Annotated in this window: 19 protein-coding genes; 4 read left to right on the top strand and 15 right to left on the bottom strand. The window is 43.7% G+C overall.

Going from position 1 to position 25,360, the window contains the following annotated elements:
- Position 1: 1 nt before the first annotated feature.
- Entirely contained in the window at positions 2–2,008 is a 2,007-nt protein-coding gene (locus BQ7394_RS21720; protein ID WP_075559319.1) for a M56 family metallopeptidase, read from the bottom strand.
- Positions 2,009–2,029: 21 nt separating this feature from the next.
- Positions 2,030–2,392 (bottom strand): BlaI/MecI/CopY family transcriptional regulator, encoded by a 363-nt coding sequence (locus BQ7394_RS21725; protein ID WP_075559320.1) that lies wholly within the window; start codon positions 2,390–2,392, stop codon positions 2,030–2,032.
- Positions 2,393–2,576: 184 nt separating this feature from the next.
- Between BQ7394_RS21725 and BQ7394_RS21730 the strand changes: the two genes are divergently transcribed.
- A complete protein-coding gene (locus BQ7394_RS21730) occupies positions 2,577–3,764 on the top strand; it encodes a DUF418 domain-containing protein (protein WP_075559321.1) in 1,188 nt (395 codons plus the stop codon).
- Between the two features lie 399 nt (positions 3,765–4,163).
- Here BQ7394_RS21730 and BQ7394_RS21735 read toward each other — a convergent pair whose 3' ends face one another.
- Both BQ7394_RS21735 and BQ7394_RS21740 read right to left on the bottom strand, forming a co-directional pair.
- Positions 4,164–4,490, bottom strand: a complete 327-nt coding sequence (locus tag BQ7394_RS21735) for a type II toxin-antitoxin system PemK/MazF family toxin (protein WP_075559322.1) — start codon at positions 4,488–4,490, stop codon at positions 4,164–4,166.
- Positions 4,478–4,732 (bottom strand): AbrB/MazE/SpoVT family DNA-binding domain-containing protein, encoded by a 255-nt coding sequence (locus BQ7394_RS21740; protein ID WP_075559323.1) that lies wholly within the window; start codon positions 4,730–4,732, stop codon positions 4,478–4,480. The genes BQ7394_RS21735 and BQ7394_RS21740 overlap by 13 nt, the downstream gene beginning before the upstream one ends.
- 246 nt (positions 4,733–4,978) lie before the next feature.
- Here BQ7394_RS21740 and BQ7394_RS21745 point away from each other — a divergent pair, with 246 nt between their 5' ends.
- Genes BQ7394_RS21745 through uxaC form a run of 3 tightly spaced genes read left to right on the top strand, consistent with a single transcriptional unit; the run spans position 4,979 to position 8,144 of the window.
- Positions 4,979–6,022 (top strand): sugar kinase, encoded by a 1,044-nt coding sequence (locus BQ7394_RS21745; protein ID WP_075559324.1) that lies wholly within the window; start codon positions 4,979–4,981, stop codon positions 6,020–6,022.
- Positions 6,023–6,068: 46 nt separating this feature from the next.
- Complete coding sequence (locus BQ7394_RS21750; protein WP_075559325.1) at positions 6,069–6,737, top strand: bifunctional 4-hydroxy-2-oxoglutarate aldolase/2-dehydro-3-deoxy-phosphogluconate aldolase; 669 nt, start codon at positions 6,069–6,071, stop codon at positions 6,735–6,737.
- A gap of 3 nt (positions 6,738–6,740) precedes the next feature.
- Complete coding sequence (gene uxaC, locus BQ7394_RS21755) at positions 6,741–8,144, top strand: glucuronate isomerase (protein WP_075559326.1); 1,404 nt, start codon at positions 6,741–6,743, stop codon at positions 8,142–8,144.
- Between the two features lie 101 nt (positions 8,145–8,245).
- On the opposite strand, the gene porW is transcribed toward uxaC, so the two are convergent.
- The 11 genes from porW to BQ7394_RS21810 form a co-directional block, all read right to left on the bottom strand.
- Positions 8,246–11,818, bottom strand: a complete 3,573-nt coding sequence (porW, locus tag BQ7394_RS21760; RefSeq protein ID WP_075559327.1) for a type IX secretion system periplasmic lipoprotein PorW/SprE — start codon at positions 11,816–11,818, stop codon at positions 8,246–8,248.
- Between the two features lie 47 nt (positions 11,819–11,865).
- Positions 11,866–12,672, bottom strand: coding sequence for a metal ABC transporter permease (locus tag BQ7394_RS21765; protein WP_075559328.1), 807 nt, complete (start codon positions 12,670–12,672; stop codon positions 11,866–11,868).
- Positions 12,673–12,676: 4 nt separating this feature from the next.
- On the bottom strand, positions 12,677–13,096 hold the full coding sequence (locus BQ7394_RS21770; protein ID WP_075559329.1) for a phospholipase: 420 nt from the start codon (positions 13,094–13,096) through the stop codon (positions 12,677–12,679).
- A gap of 1 nt (position 13,097) precedes the next feature.
- The gene (locus BQ7394_RS21775) at positions 13,098–14,327 is read right to left on the bottom strand and encodes a 3-phosphoshikimate 1-carboxyvinyltransferase (RefSeq protein ID WP_075559330.1); all 1,230 of its coding nucleotides are present in this window, start codon (positions 14,325–14,327) and stop codon (positions 13,098–13,100) included.
- A 250-nt stretch (positions 14,328–14,577) separates the two neighbouring features.
- Positions 14,578–14,748: an L-rhamnose mutarotase gene (locus BQ7394_RS21780; protein WP_082212076.1), complete on the bottom strand. Its 171-nt coding sequence runs from the start codon at positions 14,746–14,748 to the stop codon at positions 14,578–14,580.
- Between the two features lie 162 nt (positions 14,749–14,910).
- Entirely contained in the window at positions 14,911–16,458 is a 1,548-nt protein-coding gene (locus tag BQ7394_RS21785) for a RagB/SusD family nutrient uptake outer membrane protein (RefSeq protein ID WP_075559331.1), read from the bottom strand.
- 17 nt (positions 16,459–16,475) lie between these two features.
- Positions 16,476–19,721, bottom strand: a complete 3,246-nt coding sequence (locus tag BQ7394_RS21790; protein ID WP_082212252.1) for a TonB-dependent receptor — start codon at positions 19,719–19,721, stop codon at positions 16,476–16,478.
- Positions 19,722–19,772: 51 nt separating this feature from the next.
- Positions 19,773–20,771 carry a FecR family protein gene (locus tag BQ7394_RS21795; protein ID WP_210436539.1) on the bottom strand — a complete coding sequence of 333 codons (999 nt, stop codon included), beginning with the start codon at positions 20,769–20,771 and terminating at the stop codon, positions 19,773–19,775.
- 186 nt (positions 20,772–20,957) lie between these two features.
- A complete protein-coding gene (locus tag BQ7394_RS21800; RefSeq protein ID WP_075559333.1) occupies positions 20,958–21,572 on the bottom strand; it encodes an RNA polymerase sigma-70 factor in 615 nt (204 codons plus the stop codon).
- Between the two features lie 203 nt (positions 21,573–21,775).
- The gene (locus tag BQ7394_RS21805; protein WP_075559334.1) at positions 21,776–23,725 is read right to left on the bottom strand and encodes a glycoside hydrolase family 97 protein; all 1,950 of its coding nucleotides are present in this window, start codon (positions 23,723–23,725) and stop codon (positions 21,776–21,778) included.
- 10 nt (positions 23,726–23,735) lie between these two features.
- Entirely contained in the window at positions 23,736–25,358 is a 1,623-nt protein-coding gene (locus tag BQ7394_RS21810; protein ID WP_075559335.1) for a SusD/RagB family nutrient-binding outer membrane lipoprotein, read from the bottom strand.
- Positions 25,359–25,360: the final 2 nt, after the last annotated feature.

Consider the following 25,360-nt stretch of genomic DNA (forward strand, 5'->3'; position numbering starts at 1 on the left):
ATTACTGCAATCTGAAAGTAAGAGGAACAGTGTATTTTACTCTCACTGCTTGTCCACGCTGAGTACCCGGTGTCCACTTCGGCATTTCACCGATGACACGTAAAGCTTCCTTATCTAATTCCGGATCAAGCCCCTGAATAACAGCAGCATCACTAAGCGAACCATCCTTTTCTACTATAAACGAACAAACCACCCGTCCCTGAATACCTTTTTCCTGAGCTTCTTTCGGATATTGTATCGTTTTTGACAGGAAACTGATAAGAGCATTCTGTCCGCCAGGGAAGTTCGGCATCTTTTCTACCATTGTAAAGACTTGATTGGAGGAGCTTGACTGATTGTCAGAATTACTGCTACCATATCCCACTACCATGATACCTTCGTTATCATTATCATCATTCGGAACAGAACTAGTACCATCCGCTCTTTGCAGGCGGAAGGTAACGGGTACTGTATATTTTACAGCCACGTCTTGTCCTCTTTGTTTTCCGGGAATCCAGTTCGGCATTCCCGAAAGTACCCTGACTGCTTCTTTATCGAGCGATGGGTCGACACCCCGGATCACCTCGATATCACGGATGGAGCCATCCTTTTCCACAATGAATGAAGCCGTCACACGTCCCTGGATACCATTTTCCTGGGCTATCACCGGATATTTAACACTCTTTGCCAGATATTTTAACAACTCCCCTTGTCCACCCGGATATTCAGGCATTACTTCCACTACGGTAAACACCTGATCCGACACTATTTGCGGTGTATTCGATGATCTCTGCGGAGTAGTTGACTGAGGTTGCGACTGCGTTCTGGAAACCGTTCCATCCGAATACAACTGTACCTTCAAATCTCCCAATACATCTTTCACTGCCACTTCTTTTGACTTAGTCCCCGGGAATGAGAATACAAGAACTGCGTTCTTCGTCGTCTCCAGAGCGAATTTTCCATCCAGATCCGTTATTGTCCCGATGTTAGTTCCTTTTACAATCACGTTCGCACCGATTATCGGCCCGTTAAAATCGTCTATCACCTGACCTTTCATTTTTACGACGTCTCCCGAAGCGATATTGAACTCGGTAGCTTCTTTTACTTCGGCAACGGCATCGGATGCAATTTTCCCCGTGATACGGGCAACCGCCTCGATGTTGCTAAGCAGCATCAGGAATGCCGCCAGAGGAATGAATATCAGGTATTTTGTTCTTCCGATCCCGTGGGATCTCTTTTTATTCATCATACTGATTCTGTTTTTTAGATGTAATACGTTAAAACTATTATATAATGTTGCTGCAGCCTGATAATGATGGGCAAGGCCTAACAGGTGATACTGATAGCTCTTGCTGTCGTATCCGGATTGGATAACGGTATTGTCCGCCAGGTATTCCAGATTATGGCGTACTTCACGTTTCAGAAGCCACGCAAAGGGGTTCACCCAGCATATAACGGTAATCAGCTCGCAAATCATCACATCTACCGAATGCCATTGGAATACGTGTGTACATTCGTGTGTAAGTATCTCATCTATCTCTTTATCCGAATGGCTTTCCGGATATATGAATATCATTTGAAAGAACGAAAAGGGTCCGGCGGGTTTACTGAGCCGGTAGACCGGCACGCCATGTATAACTGTCCGCTGGCTGTTATAGGCCAGTAGCAGGATACTGCCGAACTGAACCAGGAAACGGACTAAAAGAAGGGCCACGACACCCCAGTAAAAATAGGAACTTGCCGAAAGCAGGATATTCTTCCAGTCGGTCTTCACCACCACATCGGGTGTTACGGTGATTTCCGGCAAGATGGCCGAATACATCTGTATCACTTCCGTCATCGGCTCCTGTTCTTTTACCCATTCCTGTATATTAAGCAAGGGGTAAAGTAGCGCCAAGCCAAAGAAAGCAAGGAGAGAGATACGGCGCAACTTAAAGAACGTGTCCTTATAAAAGAGCAAACGGTAGAAGGCATAAAAGAGTACAAAGGCTACATTCACCTTCAGAAAGTAGGCAAATTCCGGTGTCATGGTAATAAGGTGTTAAAAGGTTTATTCTTTTCCTTTTTCTATCAGATCGATGATGTCTTTCAAATCATCCGTAGAGATCTTCTGCTCTTTGGCGAAGAAGGAAACCATCTCTTTGTATGAGTCTTCAAAGTAGTTACGAACAACACCGCTCATAAAGGTTCGTTTATATTCGCTCTCCGGTATCAGCGGAGTATATTCGTACGTATTACCATAGCGTTTGTTCTTCACATACTTTTTACGTTCCAGATTTTTCACGATAGAAGCAAGCGTGGTGTAAGGGGGCTTCGGGTCCGGATACTTCGCCAGTATATCTTTAACGAAACAAGGACCAATCTGCCATATCCAGCGCATTACCTCTTCTTCCTGCATTGTCAATTTTTCCATGATTCCTATTTATTTACGATTATATCGCAAATCTACGAAAATATCGTACACGCACAATAAATAAGAAGTTAATAAGTATTAAAGAAAATTTTCCAAAACGATCACGCGCTTAACAATTTATCTCCAAAAATTCAATACTTTTGTAATTCAATTCTAATACCATAATTTATAAAGTATAGATACTATGCAACAAACAACCCTTACAAAAATTCCACGCATCGAAGTGGTAGACGCTCTGCGTGGCTTTGCCGTACTGGCAATTATTCTTGTTCATAACCTGGAACACTTCATCTTTCCGGTATATCCCGATCCAGCCAGTCAACCGGAATGGCTTAATATCCTCGACGAAGGTGTATTCAGTGTTATTTTCTCTCTCTTTGCAGGGAAAGCCTATGCTATCTTTTCGCTCTTATTCGGTTTCACATTTTATATTCAATATACCAATCAACTAAGAAAAGGAAAAGACTTCGGATACCGTTTCCTCTGGCGTCTGCTTCTACTGGCAGGTTTTGCCACATTGAACGCCGCCTTTTTCCCGGCAGGTGACGTATTACTGCTTTTCTGCTTTGTCGGCTTGTTCCTATTCCTCGTCCGCAAATGGAACGACAAGGCTGTACTGATCGCTGCAATCATCCTTTTGCTGCAACCTGTAGAATGGTTCCATTACATCGCCAGCCTATTCAATCCTGAATATACTTTACCTAATCTGGGTGTTGGTGATATGTATGGCGAAGTAGCCGAATACACCAAAGAAGGTAATTTCTGGAAATTCATCTGGGGCAATGTAACGCTTGGACAGAAGGCAAGCTTGTTCTGGGCAATCGGTGCAGGACGCTTCTTGCAAACAGCCGGACTATTTATGCTGGGATTATTGATAGGCAGAAAACAACTGTTCGTTACTTCCGACAGCAACACTCGCTTCTGGGTAAAGGCACTCATCATTTCTTCCATCCTGTTCTGCCCGCTTTACCAACTAAAAGTAATGCTGTATGATAACATCGACGTTCCAATGATTAAGCAAACAGTAGGTGTCATCCTCGATATGTGGCAGAAATTTGCTTTCACAGCCGTATTGGTTGCCTCTTTTGTACTGCTCTATCAGAAAGAATCATTCAAGAAACTCACAGCTGGATTACGCTTTTACGGTAAGATGAGTTTGACAAACTATATCTCTCAATCCATTATGGGGGCTATTATCTATTTCCCCTTTGGATTATACCTGGCACCTTATTGCGGATACACAGTCAGCCTGTTGATCGGCTTCGTACTGTTCCTGTTGCAGGTAAGTTTCTGTAAATGGTGGCTGAAAGGCCATAAACAAGGGCCTCTGGAAAGCATCTGGCACAAGCTGACCTGGATCAATTCAAAATAACAGGGTAAATCTGGTTTAAAACGAAATATATCCGATAGTATCGATTGCTGCAAAACAAGCACTTATTCCTATAAGGAGATTTTTGTATTAAGAAAAGGATCAGAGGAAGAAGGAATTTCGTACTGAAGGAATGAGAAAAATCACACTAAGCATTTGCTTGTCGATAATTGTCGACAAGCCTGTTCATAATTGTCGACAAGCTTTCCCACAATTGTCAACAAGCCTGTCGACAATTATCAACAACAAACTTCTAAAGGATGTCCTGTCCTGAAATAAGTTGACAAAACACCAGGGTAAACTTATGTCAGGACAGGACAGTCGAAACGAGAAAGATCATATTCCCAAAGCAGGGCCTCGGAAATAAAATAATGATTTATCAAACACCCAAAAGATCTATTCTTATAAAATAAGTAATTCTTCCAACGCTTCCGCTAAAGCATCTATCTCGTCCTCACTCAGGATTCCGATCAACTTTCCTATACGTTGTTTATCTATTGTACATATCTGCTCTGTAGCTAACATTCCTTCTTTACCATCTAAAGAGCACTTAACCCGCCAGGGATAAGATTTTACTGTTGACGTCAAAGGAATAATAATTACCGTATTCAAATGTCGATTCAACTCATTCGGTGAAACAACCGCAGCAGGTCTGATCTTATTTATCTCACTTCCTTTCGTTGGATTAAAATCGACCCAGTAGATTGAATATTGCTCTATTTGTTCCATTCTATCTCCTCCATATCTTCATCTTCAAAAACATCAGGAATAAGTAATTCATCATCTCCCGCTGCATGCATTTCCTTTGCAGCCGCTTCCCAAATCCGTCGGGGAACAGGTTTAATAATAATACTATTATCCTCCAAAGTGACAAATACCTGATCTTTAACCGCCAGGTTCAGCCGTTTTAGTATGTGTGAAGGCAGTATAACCCCCATACTATTTCCTATTTGTACAATATTTCTTTCCATACATCCAATATGTTATAACATTATCTTTACACAAAGACAGTAATAAGAGCATCACGTTATAACATTATTCTGTTAAAAGATATATCTACAAATAATAACCTTAGATCAATTTAGAATAGAACCAATTGACAATATAATCAAGATATGTACTATTTAATTCCATTTTGTGCAAATGTTTTCGCACACACATTATAGGATATTAAATATAATCTACTACTTTTGCACTGGAATATAAATGTTTATGCCATGGATAAAAAAGTAATAACCTTTGGAGAGATAATGCTCAGACTGGCCACACCAGATTATCTCCGTTTTAGTCAGAGTAATCAATTGAATGCCACCTTTGGCGGTGGTGAAGCCAATGTTGCCGTATCGTTGGCAAATTACGGGATTGCAGCAGAGTTTGTTACCCGTTTACCGAAAAACGACATTGCACGGGCCTGTGTAATGGATTTACGTAAATATGGTGTAGGAACTTCACATATTGTTTATGGGGGCGACCGCCTGGGTATCTATTTCCTGGAAACAGGAGCCGTAGCCCGTGCCAGCAAAGTTGTTTACGATCGTGCACATTCTTCGATTGCTGAAATCCAGCCGGGAATGATCAATTGGGAAGAGGTATTGAAAGATGCTTCCTGGTTCCACTGGACAGGTATCACGCCGGCGATCTCTCAAGGTGCTGCCGATGCTTGCCTGGAAGCGATCCAGACAGCTAACAAACTGGGTATTCCCGTATCCTGTGATATTAACTACCGCAAGAACCTGTGGAAGTATGGAAAGACAGCTTCCGAAATAATGCCGGCACTGGTTGCCGGATGCGACGTTATCCTGGGAAATGAAGAGGATGCAGAAAAGGTATTCGGTATCAAACCAGAAGGATTTGACGTAGCACAAACAGCCGGTGAAGTGAACGCTGCCGAATTTGAATCGGTTTGTACACAGTTGATGGCAAAATTCCCACGTGCAAAGAAAGTGATCATTACACTGCGTGGTTCGATCAATGCGAACCACAATACATGGGGTGGTGTTCTCTATGCAGACGGTAAACTATATCAATCACGCCGTTACGATATCACACATATCGTAGACCGTGTAGGCGGTGGCGACTCATTTATGGGTGGTTTGATCTATGGCCTGCTTACTTATACGACCGACGATCAGAAAGCACTCGACTTCGCTGTTGCCGCTTCCTGCCTGAAACATACGATCTATGGTGACTTCAACCAGGTAACTGTCGACGAAGTGGAGAAACTGATGGAAGGCGACGGTTCAGGACGAGTTTCAAGATAGTTGAAAATTGACAGTTGACATTTAATATATTAAAGAATACATAGTTATGGCTAGATTTAGTAAAATGCAGGTATTGGATGCGATGATCAGCACCGGAATGGTACCTGTCTATTATAATAAAGATATAGAAACAGCCAAACAGGTATTGAAAGCCTGTTATGAGGGTGGTGTGCGTGCATTTGAATTTACCAATCGCGGGGATTTCGCTCACGAGGTTTTTGCCGAGTTGGTAAAATATGCGGCCAAAGAATGTCCGGATATGATCCTAGGTATCGGTTCCATCGTCGATCCAGCTACAGCCGCTTTGTTCCTGCAACTGGGAGCGAATTTCGTGGTAGGCCCGTTGTTCAACCCGGAAATTGCGAAGGTATGTAACCGCCGCCTGGTTCCTTATACGCCGGGATGCGGTTCTGTTTCAGAAGTAGGTTTTGCACAGGAAGTGGGCTGCGACTTATGTAAGGTATTCCCTGCCGGAAATGTTGGCGGGCCTTCTTTTGTAAAAAATATGAAAGCACCGATGCCCTGGTCATTAATCATGGCTACCGGAGCCGTAGAGCCGACGGAAGAAAACCTATCTGCCTGGTTCAAAGCCGGTGTTACTTGTGTAGGCATGGGGTCTAATCTCTTCCCGAAAGAGGCCATTGCCTCGAAAGACTGGAAAGCGATAACAGGCCTTTGTATCAGGGCTTTAGAGATCATCAAAAAATACCGTTAAGTTATGAAAGCATTTCTTGATTCTGATTTCCTGCTTCAGACGGAAACAGCCCGGCAGCTGTACCACGAACATGCAGCGAAAATGCCGATCATCGACTACCATTGTCACCTGATCCCGCAACAGATTGCCGACAATTATCAGTTTGCCGATCTGACCGAGATCTGGCTGGGTGGCGACCATTACAAATGGCGTGCGATGCGTGCCAACGGTGTTCCCGAAGAATATATCACCGGCAACAAACCTTCGTTCGAGAAGTTTGAAAAGTGGGCCGATACCTTGCAGCACGCTATGCGCAATCCGCTTTATCACTGGACTCACCTGGAACTGAGCCGTATATTCGGTGTCAATAAGGTGTTGAACCCTTCAACTGCCCGCGAAATATACGACGAATGTACAGCGAAGCTGCAAACACCCGAATTCCGTGCCCAAGCAATCATGGAGCGCATGAATGTAGAGGTTGTTTGTACAACCGACGATCCGTCGGACTCATTGGAATATCATATAGCGATTCGCAACACCCCGTTGAAGACCAAAGTGCTTCCAACCTGGCGCCCGGACAAAGCGATGGCAATCGAAAACGTAGCCGTTTACAACGAGTACCTGACCAAACTGGAAGCGGCTTCGAATATGTCGATCCTGTCTTTCAACGATTTGCTGGCTGCCTTGCAGAAACGTCACGATTTCTTCGAGTCATTGGGTTGCTGTGTATCAGATCACGGTCTGAGTACCTTCTATGCAACTCCATATACGAATGCAGAAATAGAGGCTATCTTTATGAAAGCCCGTATGAATAAAATACTGACCGGTGAAGAAATCGATAAGTTCCGTTCCGCCATGCTTTACGAACTGGCTGTAATGGATGCACGCAGTAATTGGGCACAACAGTTCCATATTGGTGCGACACGTAACAACAATGCCCGGATGTTTAAGAAACTGGGGCCGGATACGGGTTATGATGCTATCGGCGACCTGGAAGTAGCAGAACCGATGGTTCGTTTCCTCAGCCGTCTGGAAGAAGATGGCATGCTGGCAAAAACAATCCTCTACAACCTGAATCCGAAAGACAATGCCGTAATGATGACAACAGCTTACAGCTTCAACGACGGTTCACTGGCGGGCAAAATGCAATATGGTGCAGGTTGGTGGTTCCTGGATCAGATCCATGGCATGGAAGACCAGATGAATACGCTTTCCGACCTGGGTCTATTGAGCCGTTTCGTCGGAATGCTGACCGACTCACGCAGTTTCCTGTCATATCCGCGTCATGAATACTTCCGCCGCATCCTTTGTAATATGTTGGGTAAAGAAATTGAAAACGGCGAACTGCCTGTTTCCGAACTGCCTTTCATCTGCAAGATGGTAGAAGATATCAGTTACAGGAACGCTAAAGAGTATTTTGGATTTTAAGAATTGGTAGTTTTTAGCATAAAAAAAGGTGTATCATACAGCTCCGGCTATTTTTGATACACCTTTTCGCTTTATTACAATTTCATTGAAATACTCCCTGACTATTTCTTTTTGGCACGTGCAGCCGCCTCTTTAGCCTTTTGCGCTTCACGGCGGGCTTTTTCTTTGGCTTTGAGTTTTTCCTGATACTCTTTTTCCTTTTGCTTGCGCTCTTTTTCTTTCAGCTTTTGCCTTTCCTTATACTCGCGCTCCTTCTGCTTACGCAGTTCTTCACGAGCTTTCAGCTTGGCTTTACGATCGGCTTCCGCCTGTTTCAACTTATTCTTACGTTCCTGCTCAAGCTGTTTTTCACGATCAGCTTTTGCTTTCAGAAGCGCTTTTTCTTCTTCCTGCTGTTTTTTCAGTTCGTCCGCACGCTCTTTGGCTTTCTGCTCCTGGAGTTCTTTTTCAGCCTTCTGCTGTGCTTCAAACTCTTCGCGGGCCGCCTTCTTACGGGCTGCTTCCTCTTCAGCTTCACGTTTACGGATTGCTTCGATCTCCTTCAATGTAAGTTCTTTCTCTTCCGGGGCCTGAACGGCAGGAACACTATCCTGTGGTGTTACAGTTGTTACCGTTTCCGGTATAACCGGTTGCACAGAAAGGGTATCGACCGGCAATACAGGCACAGGAACAGTTGCGAGACTGTCAGGCGTCGTAACTTCCGGGATGACTGTATCTTTCGCTGCCGGCTGCTCTATCGGTCTTTCGGCTTTTGCCGGAACCTCTTCGCGACGAACTGGTTCTTTAGTCTCCTTGGCCGGAGTTTCTTCTTCCGGCTGCTGTTCCTCTCCGGCTGCTTCTTCTACCTTTTCCTCTTCAGCTTCCATACGATGCTGCCAGCGGGCTGCCAGTTCAGGAACCTCTTCGCCATAGTTTTCTTCGAAGAAGTTGATATATTCTTCGAGTGTCTTTCCACGCATCAGCGTTTCGTAGTTATCGTCGGAGATCGGAAGGATAGCCACATTTTTATCCAAAGCCTGGGCATAACCATCCTTACCATATATCATCTTATAATACTGGAGAATCTCATTGATTCCGTTAAATCCGCTGATATTGAGCATTGACATCGGACCTGCTTCTTCGAAGGTCAGATCGAACTCTTTCACCATAAAGTTGGCAAAGTTGTAGGCGGCTACGGCAAATAGTAACTGGTTCTTATCCACGCTTCCGTTCGGATACATCAAGATCATACGGTATGAAGTATTCGGTTCGGCAGTGAAAGTACGTGCTGAGTCGGCAGCAGACAACGAACCGTCTTCACCCAAACCAAAACGCAGGTTCCAGGCCATACCGGTTACACTACCCTGTATCAGCGTACGACCCCGAAGAATACCTTTCAGCATTTCGCCGGCAAGTTCCGTAACATCAGCAGTCGGATATTTTTCAACAAGCGCTTTCAGCGCGGCCTTAAAGCCTTCGGCATCCCCGGCCTGCACATATGTCAGTGCGTCAAGGAACATAAACTTAGGAATCAAGGTAGCCAATGGATATTTAGCAGTTACATCCCGGTAATTCTTACGAACGGCACTCGTGTCGCTAGCCAGATAGCTACTATAAGTTTGCTGATAGATAGAGTCCTGTACGGAATCCATCATACGGATATTATATTCGTAATTCGGATCGGCTATGGCAATCGTATAGTCAGCATCCGGGAAGGCGTTGGTCATCTTGGTCTTGTACTCGGCAGCCAATGCGGTATTGCCTGTACGAAGAGCCATCAGGTAAACCTGATAATAACTTTCCAGACGATGCGAGTTATCCGGGAAACGACGTTCCAGTTCCTCAAAAGCTTCTATCGACAATGGCAAATCTTCCAGTTTATCTTTATAGATCATAGCCATATTATATAAACCGTCCTCTATTATTATATTGGAAGCTGCTACTTCATCTTCAGTAAACGGCAACTGTTGCAGATAATACTCGCGCGACTTGGGATCATCTGCCGCTACTCCCGGCAGACCAGCTTCCAGTGAGTCAGCCTGCAGAGGCAGACCGTCTGCTCCAACGGCAACAGAGTCTGTTTCCTCCATACCTTCTTCCAGAGGGCCTTCATTGAATGTAGACATTTCCTTCTTACGGCGGCGCCAGTTATCTTCCAGTGCCCGTCGTCCCCACTTACGCTGGAACTGTGCTTTACCTTGTGAAACAGTTGAAGGATTATAGAAATAGAACGAAGTTCCACCTGAAGTGGTCGGCAATACAATACCTCCTGTCTCTGTCCCGGGACGATCGATTCCCGTACCCTTAGCAGCCTGGTCAGCCAGATAGGCTTCTTTCTCAGCCAAGGCTTTAGCTTCCTCTTCTTCTTTCTTTACCTGTTCGATAATCTTATCGATCACGGCCAGGCGTTCCGGTTCCGGCATCTTGGCCAGAGTCTGCAAACTATCCTGTAAATGGACAGCTTCCACATGCACAACCAGTTCATCGAGCACGGCCGAAAGCTTCGATACACGTTTAAAATCTTTATATTCTTTCTGTATCCCCGACAAAGCACCGCTAAAACAGGGTTGAGCTTTTACATAATCACGCATGGTGAAATAGATATCCCCCAGTTTGATCTGACAGATCGCTTTCTCCAATCCATTCTGGGTACTCTTTTCGATACCCAGTTCGTAGTTCTTAATGGCATTTACAGTATCCTCACGATTCAAATAGATATTACCCAAAGCATAATACACCTGATCCAGATAGTCCTTATTCTTATCGCTCTTCGCCATACGTGTAAGCATCTTGACCACTTTCTGGTAGTTGCCGCCGGTAAAGACTTCGGTCTGGCGGATACGGGCAGCAAATTCAAGTTCATAAGGGGGATTGGCCCGGGCTACTTCGTTGAACATCTTATAAGCCATCCCGTCCTGATCCTGGGCGGCATAGATCTGTCCCAGCAGGTATTTCATACGGGTACGCTGACGTTTGTTCTTTTCTGATTTGATGGCAGACTTGAAATAGGGGATTGCATCCTCGAACTGCTTGTTCTTCACCAGGTAATCGGCATATACGGAAGCATACTGTTTCAGGTTCTTCTTAGGTATACCATTAGTATTCAGTTTACCCAGAATATCTTCAGCTTCGTAAAACCATTCCATCTCCGAATAGCAGCGTGCCTGCCACAGACGAGCTTCAGCCACCATTTCTTCATCCTGCGAATAATGGCGGGCAATATAGGAAAATGTAGCAGAGGCTTGCAGGAAATCGGCATTATAGAATTGTCCCTGGCCAATCAATAGCCAGCATTTCTTCAAAAAAGGGTTATATTCTTCCTGCTCCTGGAAGGCACGTTGTTTAGGATCGTTTCGCCATCCGGGCTTTTTGGCTGGCTTTGCTTTGATTGAATGAAGTTTGATTGCCTTATTTCCCTTCTCTATAGCGCGGTCGAAAGGTCCTCCGGTTTCTTTCTTGTCTTTCGGCTGTGCACTGATCGGATACATGTGGATCATTTCGGAATAACTTTCCTTATAACCGGTCTGCATTCCTAATAAAGATTCATCGAAAGAAGTTTTCCCGTTAAAATAGATATTATAACGAGACGTAAAAGCATGATAGAACCGGCTTGATTTGGTGTTTTTCTTCGTGCTACACGACCAAAGCAAGAGTACTACGAATATTGAAATTATATAGTAAAAACCTCTCTTCACGTATTATGATAGTTCTTTATCATATAATAAACTAAGAACAACCTCTTTTATTGCCTTTTCGTTAAGAATAATACGCCTTTCACAAGTAAAAAGACCAATACCAGAACCAGGATGATAAAGGCACCGGAAGGTACGTTCAGAAAATAAGAAAGGATCAGGCCGGTAACACATCCCAGGAACCCCAGAACGATGCTGCCTACAATTATCTTTTTAAAGTCGGAAGTGAAAAGATTGACAGTAATCTGCGGTAATGTTAAAAGACTCATCAGCAGCATAATCCCTACCAGACGGATAGATAAGACAATGGTGACGGCAATAAAAAACATCATCATATACTCGATCCACTTTACATGGATATGTTGTGTCTTGGCAAAATCACTGTCGAAAGCGACATATACTATTTCCCGTAGATACAGGGCAAAGACAGCGATCAATACGACTGCAAAGGCGGCTATCCAGATTATATCGGACATGGAGATCGTCAGGATATTACCGAACAGGTAGGCGGAAAGGTTCGGCGAATAGCCGGGCGTAAGGAAAATAAAGATCACCCCCAAAGCCATACCTAACGCCCAAACACCGGCAATTGCCGAGTCTTCACGGACATTCTGCGTCTTACTGGCCCACTCTACCCCGAAAGCGGAAAGGACAGAAAAGACCATCGCCATCAGGATCGGGTTCATCCCCAGATAGAAACCGAGTCCCAGGCCTCCGAAAGAAGCATGTGTTATTCCACCGCTGATAAAAACCAGCCGACGTGCAACCACATAGGTACCGACAATACCGCAGGTGATGGCAGTTAACAGGCTACCGATCAGGGCATGTTGAAAAAAAGTATATTGTAGTAAATCCATTCTGTTAATGTATTCTTCGCTCACCAACGATCAGGAATGCTTCATCCTTCAGGGCATCCGGCAGGTTCACAGCACGAAGCTGGAGACTGCGAAGCCATCCGGCCACCTCGATATCCTGCAAGGTATAGAGCACTTCACGGAATTCGTTGACGGCTTCTTCATCGTATTCGTCACCTTCCAATCCCCGGAAACGATCCAGTTCCTCATCGTCGTAATATTCTATTTTTTTACTTACGGCAGCAAGCAAGCTATCGCGTTCGCAGGTTTCATGCTGCCCGCAACACTCTTCAGGTATTTCGCGGGCTTCGGGGATCTCGCTGATCTCCCCGCGTTCCAGCATCTTCTGCAGTTTCTTATTTCTGAAATAACCGGCAACGGCAGCAAGAACGCCCAGCACGATTACACCTATGATGATATACCACATATTAAACCTCCTCTACAGTATAACCAATTTCCCTGAGATCATCCCAGTAAGCAGGATAACTCTTTGTTACCACCCCGGGATCGGCAATCTTTATACCCTGTGCCAAAACCAAAGCAGCCGGGGCAAAAGCCATCGCCATACGATGATCTTCGTAAGTGGCAATTACCGGATCCGATTCCGGCTCGCATCTTTCTCCGTTCCATTCCAGTATGCTGTCGTTACTGTCGGTCAATAGATAGCCGAGTTTACGAAGTTCCGTTTTCAATGCTTCGATACGGTCGGTTTCTTTTATCTTCAGTGTTTGCAGCCCGGTGAAGCGGAAGGGGATATTTAATAACACACAGACAACAACAAATGTTTGCGCCAGGTCCGGCTCGTTCACAAAATTGTAGATAAGTTTCTTTGCCACATTCCCATTGCGTTTCAACAGCACACCGCGGTCGGTAAAAGTGGTGCCGACTCCCAGTTGGGCAAACAGTTTCGCTCCGGCAGCATCACCTTGCAAACTGTTCCTGAATAGGCCGAGTAGTTCTATTTCAGCGTTTTTCGACAAAGCCATGATGGAATACCAGTAAGAGGCGGCACTCCAGTCAGACTCTACAGTAAAACGGATCGGTTTATATTCCTGAGGAAGTATCCTGATTGTCTGTCCGTTCCAAGTAGCTTTCACACCGAACAGCTCCATCAACTGCAATGTCAGGTTGATATAAGGACGGGAAATAATGTTCCCTTCGAGGTTTAGCGTCAGGCCATTCTCCATCAGCGGAGCGATCATCAATAAAGCAGATATATATTGCGAACTGATACCTCCATTCAATGAAATCTCGCCACCCTGCAAAGCACTTCCGAAAATACGTAAAGGAGGATAGCCTTCTTTTTCGATATATTCGATACGGGCACCTAAAGAATTCAGTGCATCGACCAGCAATTTAATAGGGCGGTTCTTCATCCGTTCCGTTCCGGTGATCGTCCATTCACCGATGATCTTGGAAAGGAAAGCAGTCAGGAAGCGCATCGCTGTTCCGGCTGCTTTTATATCGAAGTCACTACTATTGGAGTTCAACGCCCGGATCATCACCTCAGTGTCATCACAATCGGAAAGGTTCTGTATATCATACGGACTATAACTTAGGGCATTCAATATCAATGCACGGTTACTGATGCTCTTGGAAGCAGGAAGTTGTACGGAAGCCCGGATAGCTCCCTCCGGGCTTTTTATCAGATATTTCATTGCTTTTGTCTGTTCTTTAAATTAGAAGACAAAAGTACGGAAATTTCCGGATAGTTAGGTATTCTTTCTACGACTACTCTTTTTCCCGTGTTAAATTCTCCACTGCATTAGTTTGTACCGGGTTGAATACTTCGCCTGACTCGATCATATGGGGCATCAATGGAAAGATAGAGCCACAGGAATAGATAAAGGTGTGTCATTCATGTTCAATAATATTTAAAGCTTGTTCATTTCAAAAGAGACACGATATTCAGTCCGTATGGAAAACTTCTTCCATGGCTGCCCACCATTCTCCGGAAGCACGGTTCTCGATGGCTTGCTGACAAGGATCGGTCAGTTTCCACCATTCCTGTGTCGTAGGATCGGCAGCCATTCTTTGCATATCTTTTTCGTAATCATCACCGACAAACTTTTCATGCATATTAGATTAAGTCTCAGAAAGATATTGAATACAAAACAGCAGGAGTTTTCAATATTCGTGGTTATTTTGACTGTTTCCGACATTTACCGGCTTGGAATGGTAAAACGCAAAAAAACCCTGGCAATTTTACTTTTACCAGGGACTTTTATTATCTATGAGTAATCAATATCCTGGATTCTGTACCAATGAACCTTTGGCCAAATCGATTTCAGTTAAAGGAATTGCCCATAAGTAATTCTTGTTCGGATCGAACTTGCGTTGTTCCACCAATACTTTTTTCCCGTCGAAAGTCATACCGTAAGCTGGTTTATTCACACAAGCTTCGGTTGTCTTCCAACTACGGGTTTCAAACAAATGGATCCCTTCAAAGGTAAATTCCACACGGCGCTCACGTCGAATAGCATCACGCATTTGATCCTTCGTCAGACTAGCCGGTAAAGGAGGTAGTTCTACACTTGGACGCTGACGGATGTTGTTCACAGCATCATATACGGAAGCATCCGGTCCATTTAGCTCATTCTGGGCTTCTGCGTAGATCAGTAATATCTCAGCATAGCGGAACAGGATATAATTAGTCCAGCCGGGATATTCGTTTCCTACATTCTTTGGATTAATATATTTACGCATGGTATAGCCGGTACGGGTGGCATTTCCATTCCCCATTGCTCCTTCCGTGCTGTATATCTGTCCTCCGAATTCACAGCCATGCCACAAGATAGAATAAGCCAGGCGAGGATCACGATTCTCAAAAGGTTTATCCGGGTTATACAACTTCGAATCCTGTATGGATTTTCCATCCATACATTCATAAGAGTCGATAAGATCCAGCGTCGGCGACAAGGCCTCCCAACCGCCCATCATCAACGGGGAGAAGAATTGGTCGATCCAGCTGCCTGTGTAATCATAATCCAGTGCATTCTCCATGTACTGATGATCGAATATCACTTCGCTGTTATTTTCATGTTCAGCAGAGAACAGATCTCCATAATTACCATACAGACTGTAAACCCCCAGGTCCATTACTTCCTTTGCTGCACTAGCTGCCATATCATATTTCTTCATCAGGTAACTGATATGGGCTTTCAAAGCCAAGGCAGCCCCTTTATTAGCACGCCCCAGTTCCGTATTATCGGAGCGGGTTAACGGTAATTTTTGCGCAGCCTTATCACACTCCTCTACAATGAACTTATAAACTTCTTCTTCCGTATTACGTGAAGGTATTGTTTCGTTCAACTCCAGAGCATGTGTGAGAATGGGAACACCTCCGTAGAACTTCAACAAAGTTGCATGAAAATAAGCCCGTAAAAATTCTATTTCTCCGATAAGGACCGCTTTCTCCCCCTCTTTCATATCGACCTTGGCTATATTATCCAGGAAAATATTACAGCGGCGGATTCCCCGATAGGCATCTTGCCACACCTGCTTGAAGTGAGGATTCGAAGCTGTGGCGGTACAAGACGATATATCACCCTGTTCCGCATGAATATGAACGGGCACGGCGTTGTCTGTATAACAATCGAGCATAACCATATGATTACCCGATTGAACCAGGTAACGATAAGTTGCTGCGGAATACTTCACAGCATCTTCTTTCACCATCCAGAAAGATTCGTCTGAAAGCTGGTCTGTTGGGATCTTGTCTAAAAAACCATCGTTACAACCGGTTCCGGACAACAAAATAAGTGAGATAAATAAATATTTCAGTTTCATAATTCGTCTACAGTTTATTAAAATGAAAGGTTAACACCAAATGAATAATTTCTTGTCAGCGGATAATAGCTACTAGACACAGATAAGTCTTTCATATTGTAAGCAGATTCCGGATCGACACCGTCAAAACCAGTAATAGTGAACAGATTGTCTACACTAAAATACACTCTCAGGCGAGTTATGCCCGAATCAGCCAACACCCGTTTAGGTAATGAATAACCAATCTGCATATTTCTCATCTTCAGATAAGAGGCATTCTGCATCCAGAAAGTAGATGTCATCCAGTTCTTTTTCGAATCTTTCATCGACAGACGTGGATAAGTGGCATCCAGGTTATCCGCTGTCCAGCGATCCAGATGATATTCGGTTACTTTGCCACCGTTATAGAAAGCCTTGTTGATTTCAGCTTTTACAATAGCATCTACCATACCGGCTCCCTGCATCAATGCAGAAAAATCAAAATTCTTATATTCAAAGCCCAGACGAAGCCCAAAGTTTATTTTAGGGAAATAAGTACCTAACGACTGACGATCGTTTTCATCTATCTTATTATCGTTGTTCAGGTCTTTATACTTAAGATCGCCCGGCTTGGCTCCCCATATTTGTGTAGGGTGTGCGTCGATATCCGCCTGGTCTCTAAAAATGCCTTCACAAACATAGCCATAGATATTGTTTATAGGATCGCCTACCGAACGTCCGGGAGTATCACCTCCGCTCAAATCAGTAATTTCATTATGCACATAACTGAAATTGAACGTCGCATAATATTTAAAATCGTTGATCTGATTATTGTGGCTTATCTGCATTTCCATACCTGTATTACGAACCTTTCCGGCATTCTGCATCGGAGGTTTTACACCGACAATCTCAGGAATAGGCAACTCCAGTAAAATATCCCTGGTATTCTTGATAAAGAAGTCACCGGTAAAGCTCAACTTTCCACCGAAGGCATCTGCATCGACACCGACATCTATCTGGTCTGTCTTTTCCCAGGTAATAATGGAGTTAGCCATCTTATCATTAATTGAAATACCCGGATACAGCATATTTCCAAAGTTATAATCCTGACCGAACATATAAGTATTATAGAATGCATAATCGCCAATCTCCTGATTACCGAGCTGTCCCCAGGATGCACGGAACTTCAGGTTATCGATCCAGGAAGCTGTGAAAAAGCTTTCTTCAGACATACGCCAACCGGCAGAAAAAGAAGGGAATGCTCCGAAACGGTTGTATTTCGGGAAACGTGAAGTACCGTCGTATCTGAGGTTCGCTTCCAACAGATAACGGTTATCGAAGGTGTAGTTCACACGGGCAAATGCCGAACGTAAAGCATATTCTACCTTGTTTCCTTCGGTTGCCTGCGTCGTAACATCACCTGCATTTATTTCACCCAGGCTGTTATTCAGGGGAAGATCTTTACGGGACGCGCCCAGAATACGATATTGGTTATACAACTGAGAATACCCCAATAAACCTTTCAGGTCATGTTTACCGAAACTCTTCGCATAATCCAGATAAGCCTGCAGGTTTACCTCGAGCATCTTATTATCCTTATTTTCCACAGAACTGCGGGTTGTCCGGATGGGATCTGTAGAATCAGCCGTATAGAACTTCATACTCCGCAAAAAAGTATGTTCGTCTTTCAGATTAAAGGTCGTAGAGGCATTTCCACGCAAAGATAATCCTTCGAGAATCTTATAGGTAAAAGATGCACTTCCCTGGAAATTATTGTTGTAAGTACGCGCCAAACCACTTTCCCGAGCAGAAGCTACAGAGTTGTGCTCATTCTTAAACAGTCCGTAATTCCCATTCTGAAACTGAATCGGAGTAACTGGTGTTTCACGAAAAGCATAATACATTATATCTGTAATCCCGGTTGAAGGAGCAGCCATGCGGCTACGGTAAGCGGAAAGATTCAAGGACACATTCAATCGGTCGTTAATCTTTGCATCGAGGTTTGAGCGAACATTGAATTTGTTATAATCAGTATTCGGCATTAACCCTTCCTTATTATGATAGCCGAAAGAAAGAGAGTATTTAATTGCCTCAGATCCTCCGTTCACACTGAGATGATGGTTGTGGAACAGTCCGTTTTCACTGAACAAAGCATCCAACCAATCGCTATTGGCAAAATGATCGGGATCCGAACCGTCTTTTAACTTTTGCAGCGCCGTATCATCATATAACCCTTCCAGACCATCATTCTTATAGGCTTCATTCAGCAGAACACCATAGTTGTAAGAATCCAGATATTTCGGTAGACGAGTGGCCTGCTGCCAGCCCACATACCCGTTGTAAGAAATAACCGGCTTGCCTACAGCTCCTCGTTTTGTGGTAATCAAAACGACACCATTCGCTGCACGTACTCCATAGATGGATGCTGCAGCCGCATCTTTCAGGACGGAAATATTTTCAATATCATTCGGATCGACATTACTCATCGACGATTCTACGCCATCGACAATAACCATTGCTTCCGAGTTTCCTAACGTTCCAACACCACGGACACGCAGGGCAGCACCGTCCGCTCCCGGTTGTCCGGCATTTTGTACGATCGTTACACCCGATACATTACCTGTCAGCATATTGACCGGATCCGATGTCGTTCTGTTTTCAAGAACCTCTGCTTTCACACTACTCACGGCACCGGTCAGGTTCACTTTCTTTTGTGTTCCGTAACCGACTACGACGATCTCATCCAGATTTTGTGTATCGTCCAATAAAGATACAGGAATATCATTCCGGTTATTTACCGGGATATTCTGCTCCATATATCCGATATAAGAAACTTGTAAAATAGCATTCTGAGGCACTTCCAGAGTAAAATGCCCATCAAGATCCGTCACTGTACCATTCGTTGTTCCACGTTCTATCACATTCGCACCAATAACCGGTTCACCGGTTTTGTCTCTCACGACACCTGCCACCTTTTTCTTCTGCTGGGAAACTGATGCTTTCGTAGTCTTCTGCGAAATGACGATCATTTTCCCTTGAATAGAGTAACTCAATCCATTATCCAGTATAACCGACAAAACTTCTTCTACAGACGCATCCTTAAAATTATGGGTTATCTGTTTGTTTTCATTGACTTCATCCTTTTTATAAATGACTGAATATTGAAGCTGCTTTTCCACTTCCTTCAGAACTGTTTTCAAAGGAACATTCCTGAACTGTTGAGTGATTTTCTGAGCGTCCACCGATAAGGAGCCGGAAAGTAGCAAGGCCAGTATTAAAGACCTTCCCACAAGTTTTTTGTACATCATAAGATAGATAATTAGTTATTAGATTTAATACATATATAAACAAACGCGCTATTGTTTTCTAATATAAATGTCCTGTCCCTGCCGCTCAAAACGTATTGGGATAATATCTGACAGTGCCCTCAGGAACTGATCAATAGTCTCCTCGTTCCGCAATGAGACCCTGAAGGTGGCGTCTTCATCAAGCGTTGTATCCAGATGTATCTTCACATCATACTTTCTTGACAGGCGGACAGCCAATTCGCCCAAAGCTATTTCGTCATATTCGACTCTTCCTTCTATCCACGACCGGTATTGCGAGGCCTGTACATGATGGCTGGTAAAGTCTTTCGTTTCTTTATCGAAACAAATCATTTCGCCGGGCTTCACCTCCATTTGCCGACCTTGATACAATACCTCGACAGCTCCTTCCAATAAAGTCGTTGACGAAAAAGGATCTTCCGGATAAGATGTTACATTGAACTTGGTTCCTTTTACCACGACATCATAGCAACCGGTCTTTACCAGAAAAGGCGTTTTATCGGATTGCTTTTCCACTTCGAAATAGGCTTCTCCTTCCAGTTCTACCACCCTGTTCCTTGCATTAAAATTATCGGCATAGCGTAAAGTCGATCCGGCATTCAGCCAAACAACGGTTCCATCGGTCAGCATCACTCTGCTTTTCTCACCGTAAGCAGTGACCAAGGCAAAATAAGCGGGATCTACTTGCTTACTGAAAAGAGAAAATATCCCCAAAGAACCACCTAACAATACAACTACGATTACAGCGGCCACTGCCACCGCCTGGCGCAAACTATACCGTTTGGGCCTCAACATTTCCGACATACCGCCTTGTATATGGACACGTCGTTGCAAATGTTTCCATTCGCTGACGACATCCCGGCCGGGTACAACTGATTGCATCCACTCTTTTTCCCACAGACGGAACATTTCATAATTATCCGTACGGGCATTCACAAACAGAAAAAGTTCTTCCTCTTCCGGTAAGGTGATGTTCCCCTCAAAATAATGCACAGCTAATTGATGAATATTCTCCTTTTCCAATTCCATAATTTTTGCTTTCTATATGATGTAACAACTCATTTCTATTTTACCCAACCCCGGGAGGGTGTTTTTTATCATTGGAACTACTTTTTCTTTTACCGGTTGTGAGATCTATATATGATACTCCAGTAACCTCGGAGGAAGATTATAGATAGCTGATAGAGGAAGGGGCGACAAGTCTAATGTTTCCCTCTAATCGGATAACAACCATGCAATAACAACAATATAAATATCAAGCGGATACTTATCTTTAAAATATTTGGAGAAGGTCATTAAGGCTTTGGCTATATGCTTTTCAACAGCGGTCGTGGAGATACCTAAAGTTTCAGCTATCTCACGATTTTTCTTTTTATCAAAACGGCTCATAATAAATACTTCACGGCAACGTGGAGGCAATGTGTTTACAACGGTGTCCACCTGTTCCTGTAATTCCTTATATAATAAGGTACATTCGGGTGTCAGGTTAAAATCCAGACTATACAATTCTTCTTTCCCGGGAAGAGTGGCCAGATACTCGACATTATGCTGTTCTACGATTTGAATATGTTTTAAGTAATTCAGACAAGCATTCCGAACCATTGCAAACAAAAGGGAAGAGACGGATATGGCTTCTATTAACTGACGCTTTTCCCAGAATTTCAAAAAACTTTCCTGAATAATATCCCGTATGGCCTCCTGATCTTTCACAAAACGAGAGGCATATCCGCGCAAACGAGGATAATAGCTTCTGAAAAGAAATTCAAAAGCCTGATCGTTTCCGTTCTTTATTTCCTGCAATAATGTTTTCTCGTCGGTAAAATCTGCCATACATCACCATGTAACGCCGTTAATAGAAAGCAAAAGTATAGAAATTATTCTGAAATCTACACGACAAACCTTTCTTCTGCTTTCTACAAGTATTATTTTATATAAGATTTGAAAACAAAACAACCCTTCAGATCAACACATCCGAAGGGTTGTTAATAAAAATCAACGGTCTTTTTCAACCGGAATCTTCCCTTTTATTTTATTTATTCCAAAGTGGCTACCCAACCTCCGTTACGAACCATACGGATCGTTACACTCGAAGAAGCATTCACTTTCTTATTGTCCTTTTTATAATCCATCGCCTGACGCTCTGCATTTACGCCATCCTGGAAATAGTCTATATTATATTCTTTGCCTTCGGGCAGGAAGTCGAGGTTTATTGTGACCTCTTTTCCTTTACTTCCGGAAATACCTCCGATATACCATTTATCTCCTTTGCGACGAGCTACGACAACAGCTTCGCCCACTTTGGCATACAGGCAACGTGTTTCATCCCAGACAACCGGAACAGAAGCCATAAAATCCAAACAATCCTTCTCCCGGTTATAATAAATAGGATTATCAGCCAGCATTTGCAATCCACTTTCAAAGACAACATACAAAGCCAGCTGATAAGCACGGGTACCGACGCTCATGGCATTGGTACGGGTATAATGTACATCTTCGGGATGGGCACTGATCATCGAACCCGGTGTATAATCCATCGGACCGACAAAATTCCGCATAAAAGGCTGATAGATACTGTTGTCTGGTATACAGCGGTTTCCCTGTTCCATTCCCAGTACACCTTCGTAAGAGATCACATTCGGATACTTATGTTCCAGCCCTGCCGGTTTGAATGAGCCATGAAAATCGACAAACAAATGGTGCTTGGCTGCTTCTTTAGCCACACGTTCATAATAGTTTACCATCCACTGGTCGCTGCGATCCATAAAGTCGATCTTCACTCCGGCAATTCCCCATTCGTTGAATTTCTGGAACAGGTCGAAGTTATTTTCCACTGCCAGCCAGGTAAGCCAAAGGACTATTTTCACATTCCGTTCTTTGGCATAACTGATTAGTTCGAACAAATCGATCGTAGGATTGGGGATGAAAGGATTATAAGTCGTCTCGGCCCATCCTTCATCCATCAGCATATAAGGAATGCCATTGGCAGATGCAAAATCAATATAGTACTTATAAGAGTCCATATTATAACCGGACTTGAAATCCACTCCGTATAATGCTGCATCATGCCACCATTCCCAGGCAACATGACCGGGTTTTACCCAACTCACATCACCCAATACATTCTGGGACGATAACTTACAGACCATATCGTTTCCAATCAGCTGACGATCGTCTTTGGTAATCATGAAGAAACGCCACGGAAAGCTACGGTTACCGGAAGTACGTGCAATATAATCGGCTTCTTTTACAATTTTCAGACTGCGGTCGCCATCTTCACCAAACTCCAAAGGGCAATTCGGGAATACAGAAGTCAGGCCATTTCTTCCTGTACTTTTGAAAAACATACAGGGATAGTCGGACAGATCGGCTTCCGAAATCAATATCTTATATCCTTGCTCATTTTCCAGCAGGATAGGCAAATAGGTCATCTTATCATTTGCCTTATAGTCTGTTGTATGGATATGGGTATAAGGATATTCATACGATGTTTTAAAACTATTGGGTTGCGAGATATGGGCCAGATAATCGCTACCGAAATTGATACCGCAAGTTTCATCATAAATATCTATCTGTCCTTTTCTGGCTGTTATAAAACGATAGGCAACACCATCGTCGAACACTCTGAATTCGACAGAAAAATCTCCTTTGAAGTTAAGTAACAGGATATTGCAATTGTTCTCCACCACTGCATTCTTAAAGGAGATCTCAGGTTTTATCGTTTCATGAATAGTCCCTCGCTTGACAGTTTTCAACACGGCTGAAGTACCCAGTACCTCATCACCCAAATCCAACCGGAGGGAACAGTCTTTCAACAGAAGGTCGTCGCCGGCATAAACAGAATAAGCGATCTGTCCGGTAGTATTGACCGATACTTTCAACTTCTTATCAGGAGAATACACATCCTGAGTAGCAGCATGCATTTGTGCTGCAAAGAGTAAAAGCAGTAGCCAGAGGCTACTGCTTATTGATACTACTTTTTTCATATACTAGTTATTATTTATAATAAGACAAAGCCCACCATACATCATTCATATAATCGTTTGTCTTATTGGATAACTCAGCCGTTCCATTCAGATAGTTGGCTTCATTACGTACCATTTCATCCTGCGGATAAGGCAGACGACCGATCATCTTTCCATTTGTAACGCTTAACTTGCTGGGGTTCGGATTGTCGGTAATGACACTCGGATAATGCGTACGTCTCCAGTCGTTCCAGATTTGAAGACCATTGCCGAACAGTGCCAGCCATTTTTGTGTGATCACTTCATCCAAGGCACCTCTCAGGTTCATTGCTTTATTTTCACCCAGTGCGGGAACCGTACTGATATAGTTTTCAATTTCCTCATCGGTGATAGGAGCTCCGAGCAGGGTCAACGAACGCATACCCATGCGGATACCTTCCCGGTAATATGTATCTGCTGTTCCGGAGATATAGCCTTTCAACACCGCTTCAGCCAACAGGAAGTAAACTTCGGCTGCACCCATTACCGTTGTTGCGCCTTTCCGGTTGAGTACCGTTTCTTTTTTGAAAGAAGCAAAGCCGTAACGTCCGATATTAGGAGCGAAATCTTCATCAAATGTCATATTTTTCAAAACATCATCGACATCATCCATTTCGCATCCGTTCTTCATACCTTCGTAGTCCTCGTAATTGCCGTAATACTTTCCTTCGGCATCGTAAACGGCTGCTATATATTTCAAACGTGGATCGATTTGAGAAGCACTGTATTTCTTAAATGCAGAAATATAGGTACTTGAATAACAGTAACCACGTGAACCTATATAATATTGAATATCGGTAGCCCATTCATTATCGAGGTAACTGGGTTGTCCGGTCACTGTCGGCTGATGATTGACTTTTGCCACTTCATCCATCGAAGAAATAACCCCGGCAGCAACGGCTTTACCCACATACTTCTTAGCCAGTTCCGGTTCTACATTCGATATCTGGATAGCCATACGCAGCATAAGTGAAGCTCCGAATTTAATCCATTTGTCGCGACTACCGCCATACAGGATATCGTCTTCGAAAACCGGATCTGAAGAGTTTTGCAATGTTTGAACTCCATCATCCAGTAATTGCAGAAGACCTTTGAACTTATCCGTTCCCAAATAGATATCCTTTTCAGTTCTGTATACAGGATAAGAAATTCCATTCAGCGCCTTTCCTCCTTCATCATAAGGAACGGGACCGAATGTATCGGTATATCTGCTTGAGACAAGTACACGGACGATATCGACCTGTGCTTGTTTGGAGGCCGAAGCAGTTTCCTCTGCCAGTTGATCGTCCATCAGGTTGATGTAACGCAGATAGTCTACACAATAAGATCTCCATATACTTGAGTAAACACCCATTGCGGTTCCGTCTACCGTAAAAGTATTACCGACGATGTCGTAGTTACCATTGGTGGTTGCTGTATACTGCATCATCGGAGCGAAATATTTCATTTCGCCGGAAGGTATACTCAGCGTACCTACTACATTGTGGAAAAGGTTGTCTGTTCCTACCTTTGTCACTTTATTGGGATCTTTATTCAAATCACCAAAGTCGGCATTACAATTAGTCAATGTAAGTCCCAGTAATGCTATCGACAAATAATTTATTATATGTTTCATTG

Source organism: Parabacteroides timonensis (genome assembly GCF_900128505.1).
Taxonomy (GTDB): domain Bacteria; phylum Bacteroidota; class Bacteroidia; order Bacteroidales; family Tannerellaceae; genus Parabacteroides; species Parabacteroides timonensis.